This is a genomic window from Mesobacillus campisalis (assembly GCF_000986785.1).
Lineage (GTDB): Bacteria > Bacillota > Bacilli > Bacillales > Cytobacillaceae > Mesobacillus_B > Mesobacillus_B campisalis.
In genome coordinates this window covers 78985-94247 of record NZ_LAYY01000006.1, presented here as the reverse complement: position 1 = coordinate 94247, position 15263 = coordinate 78985, and the positions used below count along the sequence as shown (strand labels likewise).

General features: G+C 46.3%; 14 protein-coding genes and 1 other RNA gene. 7 read left to right on the top strand and 8 right to left on the bottom strand.

Annotation, left to right across the window (positions count from 1 at the left end):
• Positions 1-435: 435 nt before the first annotated feature.
• Both ssrS and WQ57_RS07030 read right to left on the bottom strand, forming a co-directional pair.
• A non-coding RNA gene (gene ssrS, locus WQ57_RS25870) (6S RNA) lies at positions 436-631 on the bottom strand.
• A 52-nt stretch (positions 632-683) separates the two neighbouring features.
• Positions 684-863: a hypothetical protein gene (locus WQ57_RS07030; protein WP_046523037.1), complete on the bottom strand. Its 180-nt coding sequence runs from the start codon at positions 861-863 to the stop codon at positions 684-686.
• 223 nt (positions 864-1086) lie between these two features.
• Here WQ57_RS07030 and WQ57_RS07025 point away from each other — a divergent pair, with 223 nt between their 5' ends.
• Together WQ57_RS07025 and WQ57_RS07020 are read left to right on the top strand one after the other, a co-directional pair.
• On the top strand, positions 1087-1803 hold the full coding sequence (locus WQ57_RS07025) for a GDSL-type esterase/lipase family protein (RefSeq protein ID WP_046523036.1): 717 nt from the start codon (positions 1087-1089) through the stop codon (positions 1801-1803).
• A gap of 99 nt (positions 1804-1902) precedes the next feature.
• Positions 1903-2367 carry an Hsp20/alpha crystallin family protein gene (locus WQ57_RS07020; protein ID WP_052948666.1) on the top strand — a complete coding sequence of 155 codons (465 nt, stop codon included), beginning with the start codon at positions 1903-1905 and terminating at the stop codon, positions 2365-2367.
• A 39-nt stretch (positions 2368-2406) separates the two neighbouring features.
• On the opposite strand, the gene WQ57_RS07015 is transcribed toward WQ57_RS07020, so the two are convergent.
• Entirely contained in the window at positions 2407-3612 is a 1206-nt protein-coding gene (locus tag WQ57_RS07015; protein ID WP_046523034.1) for an MDR family MFS transporter, read from the bottom strand.
• Positions 3613-3750: 138 nt separating this feature from the next.
• Here WQ57_RS07015 and WQ57_RS26550 point away from each other — a divergent pair, with 138 nt between their 5' ends.
• From WQ57_RS26550 to WQ57_RS07005, 3 genes are all read left to right on the top strand, one after another.
• Positions 3751-3909, top strand: coding sequence for a hypothetical protein (locus WQ57_RS26550; RefSeq protein ID WP_156183072.1), 159 nt, complete (start codon positions 3751-3753; stop codon positions 3907-3909).
• A gap of 290 nt (positions 3910-4199) precedes the next feature.
• A complete protein-coding gene (locus tag WQ57_RS07010) occupies positions 4200-4679 on the top strand; it encodes a hypothetical protein (RefSeq protein ID WP_046523033.1) in 480 nt (159 codons plus the stop codon).
• A 166-nt stretch (positions 4680-4845) separates the two neighbouring features.
• On the top strand, positions 4846-5421 hold the full coding sequence (locus WQ57_RS07005) for a glucosaminidase domain-containing protein (RefSeq protein WP_052948665.1): 576 nt from the start codon (positions 4846-4848) through the stop codon (positions 5419-5421).
• Between the two features lie 145 nt (positions 5422-5566).
• Here the strand turns inward: WQ57_RS07005 and WQ57_RS07000 are convergent, their stop codons facing one another.
• On the bottom strand, positions 5567-8854 hold the full coding sequence (locus WQ57_RS07000; RefSeq protein WP_046523032.1) for a trifunctional glycoside hydrolase family 18/polysaccharide deacetylase/glycosyltransferase family 2 protein: 3288 nt from the start codon (positions 8852-8854) through the stop codon (positions 5567-5569).
• 484 nt (positions 8855-9338) lie between these two features.
• Between WQ57_RS07000 and WQ57_RS06995 the strand changes: the two genes are divergently transcribed.
• Together WQ57_RS06995 and WQ57_RS06990 are read left to right on the top strand one after the other, a co-directional pair.
• On the top strand, positions 9339-10274 hold the full coding sequence (locus WQ57_RS06995; protein ID WP_046523031.1) for an LCP family glycopolymer transferase: 936 nt from the start codon (positions 9339-9341) through the stop codon (positions 10272-10274).
• A 41-nt stretch (positions 10275-10315) separates the two neighbouring features.
• On the top strand, positions 10316-11521 hold the full coding sequence (locus tag WQ57_RS06990; protein ID WP_046523030.1) for a hypothetical protein: 1206 nt from the start codon (positions 10316-10318) through the stop codon (positions 11519-11521).
• A 56-nt stretch (positions 11522-11577) separates the two neighbouring features.
• Here the strand turns inward: WQ57_RS06990 and WQ57_RS06985 are convergent, their stop codons facing one another.
• Genes WQ57_RS06985 through WQ57_RS06970 form a run of 4 tightly spaced genes read right to left on the bottom strand, consistent with a single transcriptional unit; the run spans position 11578 to position 15261 of the window.
• On the bottom strand, positions 11578-12762 hold the full coding sequence (locus tag WQ57_RS06985; protein ID WP_046523121.1) for an aminotransferase class I/II-fold pyridoxal phosphate-dependent enzyme: 1185 nt from the start codon (positions 12760-12762) through the stop codon (positions 11578-11580).
• A gap of 19 nt (positions 12763-12781) precedes the next feature.
• Positions 12782-13417 carry an acetyltransferase gene (locus WQ57_RS06980; protein WP_046523029.1) on the bottom strand — a complete coding sequence of 212 codons (636 nt, stop codon included), beginning with the start codon at positions 13415-13417 and terminating at the stop codon, positions 12782-12784.
• On the bottom strand, positions 13414-14022 hold the full coding sequence (locus WQ57_RS06975; protein ID WP_046523028.1) for a sugar transferase: 609 nt from the start codon (positions 14020-14022) through the stop codon (positions 13414-13416). Before WQ57_RS06975 ends, WQ57_RS06980 begins: the two co-directional genes overlap by 4 nt.
• Positions 14023-15261, bottom strand: coding sequence for a glycosyltransferase family 4 protein (locus WQ57_RS06970; protein WP_046523027.1), 1239 nt, complete (start codon positions 15259-15261; stop codon positions 14023-14025).
• Positions 15262-15263: the final 2 nt, after the last annotated feature.

The following is a 15263-nucleotide window of genomic DNA, read 5'->3' as shown; positions in this document are numbered from 1 at the left end:
ATACATTTTATAATCGTGATAAGTACAGTTTATCTGGCATTATTGCTATGAATTGGCTGCAAAATAAAGTCAGAATGCCCGTTGCCGCTTATTCTTTACAAAGCTTAGCACTCCCTTTATATGGTATTAATATATGGCGGGTACGATAAGAATAGATATTTAATTCCAAGCGATAGGATGTGTTGAGAGAATGACCCTAAAAGTCTGTGTCAACTTTCTTCTTATCATGTGCCACTTTTATCTGGTTTAATGGAATGAATACAACTTAGAAATCAGGACTTATTCGTTTTTCGATATGAGATGGGAATTCCATTTGCTTCGCACTAAAGCATGAAAGGGTGCCTGACCCCCACCGCTTTAAAGCGGTGGGGGTCAGGCACCCTTTAGCATGTTAAAAAGCCAGCTCCCTTTTGGGAACTGGCTTGGCTTACGGTATGTAGAGCCGCATTTGCCGTAATGGAATATAAGAAAGTTTTAAACCACCACTCCTCAAAGTGGGTGTTCGCAGAAACGTTCCTGCATGTCCTCCTTGTCGTATAGACAGAGGCTTGTCATTCCGGTTTCAATTAAAACTCCCTTTTACAGCTTAAAGGTTAAAACTTTATTATGATTACGTGCAACGCAGCCTGTGTTTTTATACTACCTGATTTGCCTCTGTATTTCAATGTAAATTTTTGCCGGTCCTATACGATTTTTCCTTCTTGCGCTTCAAGCTCCGCAAGTACGCTGTTGGCCTTTATCAAATGATGATTGGCCTTTGCCATCAGGCGTGCCTTCAATTTCGTGCACAGCGCATCCTTGACCAGCGCTTCATTGTGCCTGTGAAGAAATAAATGGACGTGGTATCTCAGCTTCAGGAACATTCCGCAGCAGCCTCCTTCGCGCCTCAAATTAAAAACGCCGAAAATATTTCTCTACTTTACCCACTTGCTCATGTTAGTTAACCATTTTATAAAAATATGGCTGTTCATTCTTCCTTACCACATATTACGTTTTATAATTTATTTTTATAAGGTATTTATATAGAAATTTAGGGTAAAAAGCATGGAAATCATTATACACAGAATTCCTGGAGGATGAAACATCATGAGCAGCCAAAAAAAATGGAAAATATCTTTATTTTTAAACATTGTACTCGCCGGGGCATTGCTTTACACCTTTTATCACTACAACACGTTCAGCAAGCTTGAAAATAAAATCGGCGAGGAAGAGGTTACCGTCTCTTCCCCTTATTATGCCGCGAGAAATGATGTCTTCTCAACGACTACCGGCCCTGCCGGCGGAACCATCCTGATTGGTGACAGCCTGACTGACATGAATGAGTGGGAAGAAGCATTTCCAGGCAAAAACATCAAAAACCGGGGGATCTACGGAGATACCACCAAAGGGGTGTTAAATAGGCTTGAGCCTGTCATCAGCCAGAAACCCGAAAAAATTTTCATCATGGTTGGCATTAACGACCTTGAAGAAGGAGTAAAAAAAGACAGCCTTCTTAAAAATTACCAAAGCATCCTGAGCACTCTGAAAAACGGGCTGCCGGACACCGAAATCTATATCCAGAGCCTGCTTCCGACCCATGAGGAGCTGAATGCAAAATCAGCAATCAAAAACGAGGAAATCACCGAGATTAACGAGGAGCTGAAGCAGCTGGCCCAAAACCAAGATGCCTTCTATATCGACCTCTACCCAAAATTTGAGTCGGAAGATGGGCAGCTTGCGAAAAAATATACGGTCGACGGCGTTCATTTGAATGGTGAGGGCTATAAAGTCTGGGAGGAAACCATCAGGAAGTATGTGGAATAGCCCCAAGGAAGCTTCTTCGGCCTATTGCAAATGGCACAGGCACCGCACCTCGACATTCAGCATAGTATACAAAAAAATGGCTGATAGAGGTGGATGGTTATGGAGAAAAAACCTGACAAGCCAAAGCAGGGCGGAGAGCATTTTGGCGAATGGATGAAGTATGTTCATCATTTTTTCCAGGAGCAGCCGGTCAGAGGCGTTCTGCAGAGCATTGATGATTTTTTCAAACAGCCTTTTCCTTACACTTCCTTCCCGGTCGATGTCCGCGAACTCGAGAATCAGCATATTGTCACAGCCGAGCTTCCCGGCGTCAAAAAGGAACAGATTAGCATCGATATCCTTGGAAACAGTCTCACAATCTCCGTAAAACACCAGGATATCTACACAGAAGAAGACGAGGCCAACAAGGTGTTCCGCCGGCGTGAACATTTGCAGCGTTCAAGCAGAACCATCGCGCTGCCGTCCCCGATTGATGTAAAAACGGTGAAGGCCACCTACCGCGATGGATTGCTGAAAATCAAGATACCGAAGCTGCAGGGAAAGAAAATTGATTTTATCGATTAAAAAAGGTGCCAGGAGGAGTTACAGCCTCTGGCACCTTTTTTACTTTGCCCTTGCCGGCACCGGAGCGACAACCCGGTTTCCCATCACGAAAAACAGCGTGCTGCAGAGAACGAGGACAGCCATCGCTGCAAACAACACAAGGCCGCCCGCTCCGCTGAGCAAGAAACCGCCGAGGATGGGGCCGGCGAAATGGCCAAGTTTGCGGAACTGGGCCGCGCCGAAATAGGTTCCCCTCATATGCTCGGGTGCAATCTGGTCAATCAGGTACGAGCTTGACGGGAAGATCAGGATTTCGCCAATCGTCAGCAGCGCCATTGATACAAGCGCTATGCCCCAGCCATTGACCAGGCCGAACCCCATCAGTCCTGCTGCCATGAACACCGCTCCCGCCATCATCACAGACATCGTCCGGAACCGCTCGGCATAGTGGCTGATCGGCATTTGAAGGAGGACGACAAGGCCGGCGTTCAGGGAAAGCAGCACGGAATAAACAAAGACCGAATTCTCAATCGAAAGCGACAGATGCTGCGGCAGGTTCGACTCGATCTGCGCATATCCCAAGTTGACAAGAATGCTTCCGAGAATCAAAAAGCCGAGCGCTTTGTCGCGGCCGATGATTTTTATGCTCGAGGAAATGGTAATTCGCTCTCCCCCAGCCTGGCTCCTGGTTTTAAAAGCATTCAGGACATACAGCAGGACGGCCCCATAGAGGAGATAGACGCCTCCAGTGACCAGGAATGCCGATTTGGCGGAGGATAGCGCCAGGTAAGCCCCGAGCAGCGGTCCGACTGAAGCGCCGATGTTGATCGCTGTATAGCGGAGCGAGAATGCCCGCATCCGTTTTTCCTTTGCCGTCAGGTCGGAGATCAGCGCCTGGGAAGTAGGTTCGAAGAAGGAGCTCGCCAGCCCGTTCAGCGCATTGAATAAAATAAACCAGCCGGGTGCCTCCGCCATCAGGAAGCCGAAATACACCAGCCCGATACCAAACACAGACCAGAGCATCACTGGCTTGCGGCCGAATTTGTCGGACAGGTAGCCGCCAAAAAAGCCGCCTATTGTTCCCGTGAGCGGGCTGATGCCGATTGTGATTCCTATAAGTACTGGATGAAGCTCCATGGTCGAAGATAAATAGATGGCCAAAAAAGGCAGAGTCATATACGCCGAGCCGCGCGCCAACACCGTACCGGCCAGCAGAACCCAGACAACAGGGTGGAACTGGGAATAATAACGCCGAAGTTTGTTCATAAAACCGTCTCCTTAACATCATGTTTCTAAATAATACCAAAAATAGCAGACTGTGAATATAGCAGATTTTGTGCTGTTTTCCTTCATTGAACTCGGGTATGAGCATAGTAGACAACAGGCTTCGGCTACACGCAGCTGGTGTTCGAGCCTTTCCTCGGCGGCGGACTGTTCACCGCCACCTCGGTCATCCTTGTATCAAGTTTCGGTTCTGTGCCAATCCTTATCTTCACCGCCACTCTGTTTTTCTTCTGGCTCGGCCTGGGAATCTTCTATTTCGGCCGGCAGCAAGAAGGTTGAATTTAACAGAGCAAAGCGTTAAACGGTGCCTGACCCCCGGCGCTTTAAAGCGCCGGGGGTCAGGCACTCTTTTTTGCGGTGAAGCGGTGGCGATTGCACGCCGACGTTGCAGATGGCAATAATTTCTGCGGAAAAATTCACGATTTGTCCGTTAAGTTTTGAGGAAAGGTTATATAAAGGGAAGGAGCAGCAGATACTCCTCGATGAAACAGAGACGCTTAATCTGCTATGCGGTTTCGGCTTATTAGCGGGCTAGCGGGCAGTTTCAGCATCATGGGAGGTTTTACAGCATGTTTGGTTTTAGAGATTTCATCGGGTTTTTGTGGGCATTCCTGCTAATCTATCCGATCGTTTCGATTGTGCATATATTGGGGCACGCTTGTTTTGTGCGTATGTTTGGTGGCAAGTTCAAAGTGGCCGTCGGCCGGGGCAAAGTCATGTTTGAAAGAGGGCCATTCACCATACACAGGATGTATTTCCTTGACTCTTACGTGGATTACACTCCCTTGAAATGGAGCAATTGCATCACCCACTTTTTTGTACATGCGGGCGGTGTTGTCTTCAATCTGGGCTCCACTTTTCTGTTAAACTATTTAATAGCAAACGGATACCTCGAACCAAAGGCTGTTTTTGAAAAATACTCCTATTTTTCTATTTGGTTCGCAACTTTTGCCCTTCTACCCGTTGAGTATGGAGATGGAAAATACAGTGACGGGCTGTCCATGTATCTCATTCTCCGCTACAAGAAATGGCCAAGATACATTGATTAGACAGGAAGAACCGGGACGAAGCGGCAACCGGGCTTTAACAGTGTAAAGCACGAAACGGTGCCTGACCCCCGGCGCTTTAAAGCGCCGGGGGTCAGGCACTCTTTCTGGCACTAAGGCGCTGGTGCGGCATAGGATAATTATTAACTTCACAATATGGAGGAAAAGTATGAACAATCATAATTGGCCTGGAAATGATGGCTCTGACTTGTACAACGGCCTGGATTTGCAGGACGCATCTTCATTGCCGGAAAATCTGACGATCCTGGGGCCGACGCTCCTTTCTCCAGAGCAGCTGGATGCCTTTGTGAGAACCGTCCATCCCGGGGCCCCTAAGCTCGGCAGTTATTACTCCCATCTCGGCGGATATTATGGCATTAGGGGCGATGTCGCGTATGCGCAGGCCATCCATGAAACCGATTATTTTCGCTATACCGGCGTGGTGCGCAGCAGCCAGAACAACTATGCCGGCATCGGGGCCACGGGTGGAGAGGTCCGCGGCGCCAGCTTTGAGACAGCCGAACAAGGTGTGCTCGCCCACCTTCAACACCTGTACGCCTATGCCACCGAGGCTCCATTGCCGGACCACTACCCTCTTGTAGACCCCCGGTTTGACCTTGTAAACAGGGGATCCGCGCCCACATGGGTTGACCTGAATGGCAAATGGGCCGTCCCCGGGGATACGTACGGGCAATCCATTGTGAATTTATATGGAAGGATGCTTCAGTTTGCCACACAGGAGTAAAAACGATTGTTAGGAAGGTTCCCCCCTTCCCCTTGGCAGTTGAAAAAACCAGAGCCGGCGATGACTCGCCGGCTCTGGTTTTTCTTTTACTATAACATGTTTTAATTTGTGCCAAATCATTGGACTCCATAATTATGGAACTAACTTAATCCATATTTCTCGTCATAGCCCCGGTGATGACAGGAACTTCCTTCACCGCTCCTGCCCGCTCCAGCTTGTTCCATCCTATACGCTTTCCTTTGAGAGCAGCCAGTATGGATTTCCACGCGACAAACAGCAACAGATAACGATAGGCTATTCTCTGGAGGAAGAGGGTCAGGAGCGGTTTGAGCCCCAGCTTTTCCATCCTGAAAGCCATGGTGCAAATAAGGAAATCAATCAGCAGGTAACAGGCAAATACCAGCACGGAATTTTTAACCTCACCCATTAGGATTCCAAAAACAAACAGCAAATCCAAAAGCGGGGCAAAAGAAGGAACCACAAATTGAAACAGGAACATATTAGGGAGGGCAACAAGCCCCAGTGCTTTCTGATTGGTTTCCCGCAAGGCCCTTTTATGTTTCCAGAGACATTGCAAGGTTCCAAAGGTCCATCTAAAACGCTGCTTTAAGAAGGCGCCTATCGTTTCTGGTGCCTCTGTATAAGCATATGCCTGCTCATCGATCAACACCCTGTACCCGCTGCGTACAATCTTTAATGTCATATCCGTATCTTCCGCCAATGTATCCGCTGCAAAATAGCCGAGCTGTTCTACCACTTGTTTCCGCCAGGCCCCTATTGCACCAGGAACAACCGTCACGCTTCCCAGCGCGGCAAAAGCGCGCTTTTCTAAATTGAAGCCAGTCACATACTCAACATGCTGCCATGCCGTCAGCAGATTTTTCACATTTCCTACCCTTACATTTCCCGATACAGCTGCCACCCTGTCGTCTGAAAAATGACGGACCAGACGAGCAATAGTATCGGGGGCAACAACCGTATCAGCATCCACTGCAATGATGATATCCCCTTTTGCATTACGGATGCCCAAATTGACAGCAGACGTTTTTCCGCCATTTTCCTTTTGAATAAGACGGACCTTTTTGCTCCCAAATTTAGAGGTAATCTGTCCTGTCTCATCCTCCGATCCATCATCCACGACAATCACTTCCAGGTTGGAATAACGGCTTTTCAGGATGGAATCGATTGTCTTCCCGATGACCTTTTCTTCATTGAAGGCGGCAATCACCACACTGACAGCAGGATGATAGGAAGGATCCGGCTCGGGATAAACCACCTGTCTTTTATGCCTTATGGCTAAGAAAGCCAGCAGGAGGAGGCGCAAAACCAAAATGATAATCACGCAATATAGCAAAATAAAAATCACTTGGTTAAAATTCGTTACATGGAAGAGCATCACCTTGGAGCTCTTTACGATTGGATTTTCCGCGTTTGGAACCGGGGCCATCACCGAGTCCTTGCTTTCTCCCAGAAGCTCGCTGATGGTCACAAACGTATAGCCCTGACCCTGCAATTCTTCAATTAATTCAGGAAGCGCCTCGACGGTGGCGGATCTCTCTCCGCCCCCATCGTGCAGCAGAATAATATCGCCGTTGGACACCTGGCTCATGACAGTATCGACAATTTCCTTTCCGTCGTTTGCTTTCCAGTCCTTTGAGTCAATATCATAGTTGACCGTGATGTATCCCATTTGAGTGACATCCCTCATCCTCTCAAAGTGGGACTGAAGGTATTTCGCCTCTTCATCGCCGTATGGAGATCGATATAAAACCGATGAACGCCCGGTGATCCCCTGGATGATGCGCTGGGTACTGTTGAGTTCCACTTTTAACTGCTCATCGGATATCTCATTCGTAAATGGATGGGTAAAAGTGTGGTTGCCAATCTCATGACCCTCCTGATAGATTTGTTTAACCAGGTCCTGGTTGACCATCGCCTTTTTACCAATTATAAAAAAGGAAGCTTTCACATCATAACGATTGAGAATCTCCAAAATATCCCTCGTGTATTCAGGGTCGGGTCCGTCATCAAAGGTCAGGACAACCTCCTTATTGTCCCGATTGGCCAAATGTTCAATCTCGGAGAATTTCGGATTTGCTAGATAAGATTGGCCTTTTATGAAACCAGCTTCATCAAATTGGAGGCTTCGCTCCCCCTCTTCCCAATTTCCTGCGGCTCGAAAGACATTTCCTTCTCCGTTGCTGTAAATATTGCCGCCGTTTTTAACGGTCAGCAGCTCCTCTGCAGGATGGCCCTTTATCACATCCCAAATGGATGGATCTTCGGTGCCCAGCCTCCATAACGCCACACCTTGTGCGCCTGCTTCTGCTGACATCTTCATCTGGTTATGGAAGGTAACACTGTCCAGGAACCAGATTTCATGCAGTTTGCCTTCATCCTTGTATTTTAGGTAAGGCGTTTTGCTCATATCGTCCCATTGGACCTTCAAGTCTGCCTGATCAGCCAGCCTCATGACATCATCAAACGATACAGCTTCTCCAGCCTCACTGGTCTCCCAATCCCAATCATATCCATAATTCCCCAAGCCAGCGACCAGCTTTTCTGGAGAGATTTGGGAGAGGCTTTCCTTAAACCACGATGCCGAAGCAATGGGACCAGGATGAAGGACATTTTCATCGTAGGACATGATGATGATTTTATCCGCGTACTTTTCCAGCTCTTTATAATCAAATGCTTTATTTGCAGGCGGCACGTCGATTGAAACCGTAAGGCCGTCTGCATGGAACACCTTGTAAAGCTCCTTAATGAAGGCTGTCAATAGATCCCTGTCACTTGGATTCAAATTCTCAAAGTCGATATTGATTCCATCAAATCCATATTTTTTTATTTGTTGGTGCAGCTCGTGTATGACTTTCTGTTGAGCTTGCGGTGAATGCAATAATTTATGTATCGTTTCCTGATTCCACAACCCGTCACGTTGATTGTGAATAAGAGGGGTTACCTTTACATCATTCTTTTTGGCTAAATCCGCGATTTCCTTTTGTACGTCACTTTCAATTTCCAGACTGGGGGTGAGACCAAACCATTGGGGAATCAGAACGTCAATTTCCTCAATGTTCTTCCTAAAGGATTGTTCACTGTTCTTATCCCAGTTGACATAAAAAGCATGGATTTCGGGTTCATATTCGATTCCTTGATTAAGATATTTTTCATTTGTCGTATTAATGGAATCTACGTACTCTGGCGGCTTCGTCTCCGTTGGGCTGATTTGTGGCATCTCTCCTGTTCCCTTGGCCTCTAACCTGGGAAGATTCGGATCAAAATATAGACCGAGCGCTGAAAAGAATACCAGCATAAGAGTAATCATGAGGCCCAGACTGCCGGTAATCAGCAGAACATACCACCTTTTATTCGATTCACTTTCAAAAATGAATCGCCTTTGTCTTTTTTTAAGTTTTCCTATCCCGGACATCGTTATTACCTACTTTTCTTTTTGATTGCTTTCAGATTCCATTTCTTCCATTCAAATCTAGAGTAACAAGGTTTGATAATTGTAGAAATATGCTGTTTTATTCAATTTTTTGTTGTTTCTCGTGCTCCAAATCGGCCTCCTCCATACATTTACCTAAGAATGGCAGGAATAAAAGCATTGCTTCACACTCCAAATGTAGTGCTACTTTATAACCAAGTGAAATTCAGAGTGCACACAGCACATTTCGCTCAAAAAAAGAACGGCATATCACCTAGTCAAAAGGACGCCTGTCCAGGCCGTTTTTTATAGGAAGAAGGATCGATACCCTTGCCTGAAAGAAAGAAACGGGCCCTCCTGACTAGCCTTGTTTGACTACCTGACAAAATAATTCAAATTATGTCATATTTCTAGTCATTTCGTAGAATACCTGTTTACTATTTCACATGTTAAAATAAACCCATATATTTCAAAGGGAGTGGATATGATGACTCAGGAACACCATCATCCTGACCGGCGTAAAAAGAAGCGCCTTGGCCTAAAAATCACTATTGGCGTCATGCTGCTGCTTTTCCTCGGTGGAGGGGCATATGCCTTTAGCGTGTATCATTCCATCGCGAGCACCCTTGACAAAACACATCAGCCTTTAAGTGTCCAAACCGATAAGAGGATCATCAATTTAGCAGAGAAAGATCCTTTTTCTGTCCTATTATTGGGAATCGACAAGCGGGAAGGAGATCGCGGGCGGCCCGACTCCTTAATCTTATTGACGGTCAACCCCCATGAGGAATCGATTAAAATGGTGAGCATTCCCCGTGATACCCTTACAGAGATTGAAGGACAGAAAACAAGGGATAAACTGAACCATGCTTATACATACGGCGGGACGGACCTATCCATTAAAACAGTTGAAAAACTCCTCGATATCCCGGTCGATTACTTTTTGGAAGTAAATATGGACGGTTTTAAGGACCTGGTAGACGCCGTTGGCGGAGTTTCAGTCAACAACACATTAGAATTTTCGTATGGCGGCGAACACTTTCCTTTAGGGGATATAAATTTGAATGGCGAGGAGGCACTAAGGTATTCCCAAATGCGGCATGAAGATCCAAATGGGGATTTCGGCCGGCAGGAGCGGCAGCGGAAAATCATTCAAGCCTTTATTAAGGAAGCAGCCCAGGTTAAAACTCTCGCAAATTACGGAAACATTCTGGAAGCAATCGGAAACAATGTGAAAACCAATTTCACATTCGACGCCTTAAAATCCATCCAGGCAAACTATATGGATGCCCGGCATAATGTAGAGCAAATCCAGGTCAATGGCCGCGGCCAGGAAACAGACGGCGTCTATTACTATCATATAGCCGAACAGGAAAAACAGAAATTGACCGATGCGCTAAAGAAACATATGCTCATTGAATAGCATTTCCTGTCCGTACTATCGAAAAGAAGTGAGAGGGAAAATTGGCGATTAAAAAACGCTTGTTCATCATTTTCACCGCTGTCATTTTGATTTTCGGCTTCTTTGAGAGAAAAGCGGTAGACGGATTGAACACAGAAGATGTACTAACCCCCGAATTTTATGATGAAATGTATTTCCAGCAGGCCGCCTGGTCTTTTAAACAGTTTCCCAGCGGCAACTACAATTTTAGTGGTGAAGATTACGCCTGGGGCTGGAGCTATGTGGCCCTCTCCCTCCTGAACATGTATATGGCTACAGGTGATGAGAAGTATTTGAACTTTTTCTTTCCCCAGGCGCAGTACATTTTGAAACATACCGATGAAAAATTAGGGATTGAGAGTTTTACCAATTCAGGATTATCGCTCCCTGCCTGGTCGGATCGCGGACATTACACTTCCGGAAAGTTCAGCTATACCTACCCTGTCCATACGGGCATGATTGTCGTGCCTATCCTTGTCTTTGTTGATATTGTCCAAACATACAATTTGAGTGAATACCGTGACATTGCCGACGAATTTTTGGTTTCAGCCGGCAAGGCTTTGGCCGTTCACAACCAGCCGGGAATGTGGAAGGACGTTTCCGAAACGGAAGGGTTCTTCCGGGGCCATTCCTACGGTGAACCGTATGTGACGGAAGCAAATAAAATGGCTGTGCCCAACAGGATTTTTATTTATTTAGCTGCCTGCGGCCTCTATGATAAGCTAACGGAAGGAAATGCTTATACAGAGAAAATTGAAAAAAGCCTTCGTTATTTTAAAAATGAACTAGTCAGCTATGACGAAAAGCATGATGCCTATTATTGGCGTTACTGGGTCTCCGGAACCACACCGCGCCCGGGGGAAGATATCAGCCATGCCGCATTGACGATTTATGGCTTGTACATCCTGCATGAACATGCCGGCTTTGATATATTCTCAACGAAGGATTTTGAAAGATTCACAAATATTATCTATAAAACCGTCCATACCGACAGACCGCCAAAGGTAAGAAAATATATTCATAATTTGGAGAATGAAAAAAAGGTTTATTTTAACCAAGAAGAGAACCCTTATTATTTTGAAATATTAAGGCTTGGGTATTTGGGAATATATGATAAAGGAATTTTTGAAGAACTTGAAGGGGTTTACCAGGAGATGTACCTTCGGGAAGAATCATCAAGCACAGCATTGTTCAGTATTTCTGCCTACCTTTATATAAACAGCCAATAAAAAAAAGAGGCATTGGACGAAATTAACATCGTCCAATGCCTCTTTTTTATTTGGGTCTAACTCACTGGCAAACCAAGCGCCCTGGTTACCTCCACCTTCGCAAAGAGTTCCATGATTCCGCCAATCACCCTAATCTGTTCTTCCAATGTCATATTGGATCCTGAGGGCAGGCACAAGCCATTCCTGAATAGATGGTCTGATATGCTGACCCCCGCCTGATGGGGGTAATAGGCTGCTCCTTCGAAGGCAGGCTGAAGATGCAGCGGCTTCCAGACAGGCCGTGCCTCTATATTATCCTTGGCCAGGTGTTCAATCATTTGCATTGGGGAAATCCCCGCGATATGGGCGTCAATCGTTAATGCCGTTAACCACCTGTTCGACATGGTCCCATCCATTTCCGGCATAAAGTCAATTCCTTCTATTCCACCCAGGGCAGCTTGATACCGTTTATAGATGGTCCTTCGGCTTTTGACCCTTTCATCCAGCACCTCAAGCTGGGCACGCCCGACCCCTGCAAGAATATTGCTCATCCGGTAATTAAAACCGACATCGCTATGCTGGTAGTGTGGTGCCGGATCGCGGGCCTGAGTAGCGAGAAAGCGGGCCTTTTCCAAGGCCTCCTCATCATTTGAAACAAGCATGCCTCCACCTGAAGTGGTGATAATTTTGTTCCCATTAAAAGAGAAAATGCCAAATTTCCCAAACGTGCCGCTTTTTCTCCCCTTATAGGATGATCCTAACGATTCAGCGGCGTCTTCAATGATAGGAACATTATAGGCATCGCATACCGAAATGATCTCGTCCATCTTGGCACTTTGGCCATAAAGATTGACGACAATGACCGCCTTGGGCAGTCTGCCCTTCCTCTCCGCCTCTATAAATGCCCTTTTTAGCGCCTGCGGAGACATATTCCAGGTATCAGGCTCTGAATCGATAAAAACTGGTTCAGCTCCCTGATAGACAATAGGGTTGGCACTTGCGATAAAAGTTAGGGAAGAGCAAAATACACGGTCTCCCCTGCCGACGTCCAACAGTTGCAGCGCCAAGTGAATCGCCGCGGTCCCGGAACTTACAGCAGCCGCTCCCTTTGTTCCAATATACGCCGCAATCTCTCTTTCAAAGCAATCCACATTTGGGCCCAATGGGGCGATCCAATTGGTGTCAAAAGCTTCTTTTATATATTTCTGCTCATTTCCGCTCATATGGGGAGACGACAGATAAATTCTTTTCTGCTTGACCATTTGCTGTGCCATTCAAGAATCACACCCTCACCTTAAGTATTGATTTCGCTGGTGCACCTGCTACTTTTTCATGGTCCGGTACAGGATGAATCACCGTTGATCCGGCTCCGACAATGCTCCAGCGCCCGATGCGAATGCCTGGAATGATGGCAGCCCCCGCGCCAATCTGGGCTCCTTCCCCTGCCTCCACATTGCCTGTCAGCGTTGCATTGGGACATACATGTACATAATTTCCCAGCAGGCTATCATGTTCAACTACAGAACCCGTATTGATAATGGCATGATTTCCAATTGCGGCGCACGCATTAATAGTGCTGTTTGGCATAACGACCGTGCCGCCGCCTATGATGCTGGAAGGGCTGACAACTGCAGCCGGGTGCACGAGCACGGGAAATCGTTCGATGGGCAGCCCAAGCTCGGAAAATAGTTTTTTTCGTGTTTTATTGCAGCCAATGGCAATGACAAAGCCCATTGATTCCTCTTTTGAAAGCTCCTCGGCAAGGGAAACGGGGCCATATAGAATTCCCTTCCGCTTGCTCGTCCCGGGGTATTTATCATCAAGGCAAGCCGCAATCTGGTACTTTTTCATGGCGATGATAATATCGATAATTACCTTGCTATGTCCGCCCTGGCCGATTACACAGAGCTGTTTCATAAATCGACCTCCTGGTTCGAAGTTCCCCTGAATTTTTCTGCGGTCACCGACCCTTGCTGGCTGATCCCTTCTGATTTCGCCACTTTTAAAAAGGTCATGGACAGGATTTTCAAATCCAGCCAAATTGAATGATTGTCCACATACCAGACGTCCAGTTCAAATTTCTGTTCCCATGAAACGGCGTTCCGCCCGTTCACCTGGGCCCAGCCGGTAATTCCCGGACGCACCTCATGGCGCCTTGCCTGCTCTTCCGTATAAAGATCCAGGTATTCTATCAGTAACGGCCGGGGCCCTACCAGGCTCAAGTCCCCTTTCAAAACATTAATTAGCTGAGGAAATTCATCAAGGCTGAATTTGCGGAGCAGCTGCCCAAACGGGGTCAGCCGAACATGGTCAGGCAGCAATTCCCCATTTGAATCGCGCTTGTCTGTCATGGTTCGGAACTTATAAATATAGAAAGGCTTTCCATGAAGACCGGGTCTTAGCTGTTTAAAAAGAACCGGCGAACCAAGATTAAGACGGACCAAAAGAGCTGTTATTATCATTATTGGAGATAGCAAGAGCAATGCACCGAAAGCGCAGGTAATATCAAGGGTTCGTTTCATTTATCTCAGTCCCTTAAGGTCTTGAAGCATGATTTTTTCCAATTTTTCCGATAAGCTGCTCCAATTGTGTTCTTTTTCTACATAGCCCCTAGCTTTCATTCCCATCTGACGTAATTCATCTTTGGACGCATTATTTAAAACGCTGGCCAAACCATCTGCGAAATTGTTTCTGATTACGTAACCGCCCTCCGCCTTTTCGACAGGGGTCCCTTCCAAATCACATAAAAGGGCAACTGGCAAACTGGCACCCATGTAGTCGAATAATTTATTGGGGCTTATCCCCCATTTAAAAACCGGGGAATCCTTTAACGGCAAAAGACCAATGCTGCATTTTCCCAAAAGCGCAGGGATGCATTCTTTTGGCAAGGGGTCTTCAAAATTTACATTGCTCAACCCTTCTTCCTGTTGCCGCTTCATAAGTCTTTTCTTTTCCGGACCATTCCCTACAAGCAGAAAATGGACAGGCGCCTTCGCAGCCTTCAAGATACCTGCCGCATCAAGAATGACATCCAGATTGTTGGCTTTTCCATGGCTGCCAGTGTACACAGCAACAATTTTATTTTTATTTATAGATAAAATATTCTGTACTCTTTCGGGGAGCTCCTGTGCCCGGTCCATTCTAGAGAGATCAATCCCATTGGGCAGGTACAGCACTTTATCCTTTTCGATTCCTTTGTTCGTAACATAACCAACCGCTTTATCAAATAGCACAATAACTCTTTTAGACTTCCTGTAAAGAAACTTTTCAATAGAGGCTAGCCCATAAATCACAGGATTCCTTTTTGTCACTTTCCCTAAATCAATCAAGGTTTGCGGCCAAAGGTCACGCTCTTCGAAATAAAAGATGGCCTTCCTTTTTTTGGATACAAGATAACCTACATAGGCTGCCAGCGGGTGAACCAGTGAGCCTACTACAATATCTGGCTTTTCATCCATTTTTGCGGCAATTCGGTAAGCCCGCGTGCTGTAGGCAATCATATTTCTTACTCGCCTAATGTCATTGCGCTCATAAGGAGGGGTTTTAATCCAGATGAAATCCATACCGTCATAATTTTTAGTCACGTACAACCGGTTACTGTCTGCAAGATGCTCCTCTTTTAAGGCCTGGTGGTTAAATGATGAAGCAAAGATTTTCACCTTATGTCCTTTTGCAGCCAACTGCTTCGCCAAATCATAATGCCTGGTTCCTCCACTTGATCCCGGGCCAATGGCATAATGATTAAAAATCCAGATCTTCACCT

Coding starts and splice junctions, on each gene's coding strand:
- WQ57_RS06980 (WP_046523029.1), bottom strand. CDS start 13,417: ATGAAACAGCTCTGTGTAATCGGCCAGGGCGGACATAGCAAGGTAATT.
- WQ57_RS07005 (WP_052948665.1), top strand. CDS start 4,846: ATGAACAATCATAATTGGCCTGGAAATGATGGCTCTGACTTGTACAAC.
- WQ57_RS07010 (WP_046523033.1), top strand. CDS start 4,200: ATGTTTGGTTTTAGAGATTTCATCGGGTTTTTGTGGGCATTCCTGCTA.
- WQ57_RS07000 (WP_046523032.1), bottom strand. CDS start 8,854: ATGTCCGGGATAGGAAAACTTAAAAAAAGACAAAGGCGATTCATTTTT.
- WQ57_RS07020 (WP_052948666.1), top strand. CDS start 1,903: ATGGAGAAAAAACCTGACAAGCCAAAGCAGGGCGGAGAGCATTTTGGC.
- WQ57_RS06985 (WP_046523121.1), bottom strand. CDS start 12,762: ATGGTCAAGCAGAAAAGAATTTATCTGTCGTCTCCCCATATGAGCGGA.
- WQ57_RS07015 (WP_046523034.1), bottom strand. CDS start 3,612: ATGAACAAACTTCGGCGTTATTATTCCCAGTTCCACCCTGTTGTCTGG.
- WQ57_RS06995 (WP_046523031.1), top strand. CDS start 9,339: ATGACTCAGGAACACCATCATCCTGACCGGCGTAAAAAGAAGCGCCTT.
- WQ57_RS07030 (WP_046523037.1), bottom strand. CDS start 863: ATGTTCCTGAAGCTGAGATACCACGTCCATTTATTTCTTCACAGGCAC.
- WQ57_RS06975 (WP_046523028.1), bottom strand. CDS start 14,022: ATGAAACGAACCCTTGATATTACCTGCGCTTTCGGTGCATTGCTCTTG.
- WQ57_RS07025 (WP_046523036.1), top strand. CDS start 1,087: ATGAGCAGCCAAAAAAAATGGAAAATATCTTTATTTTTAAACATTGTA.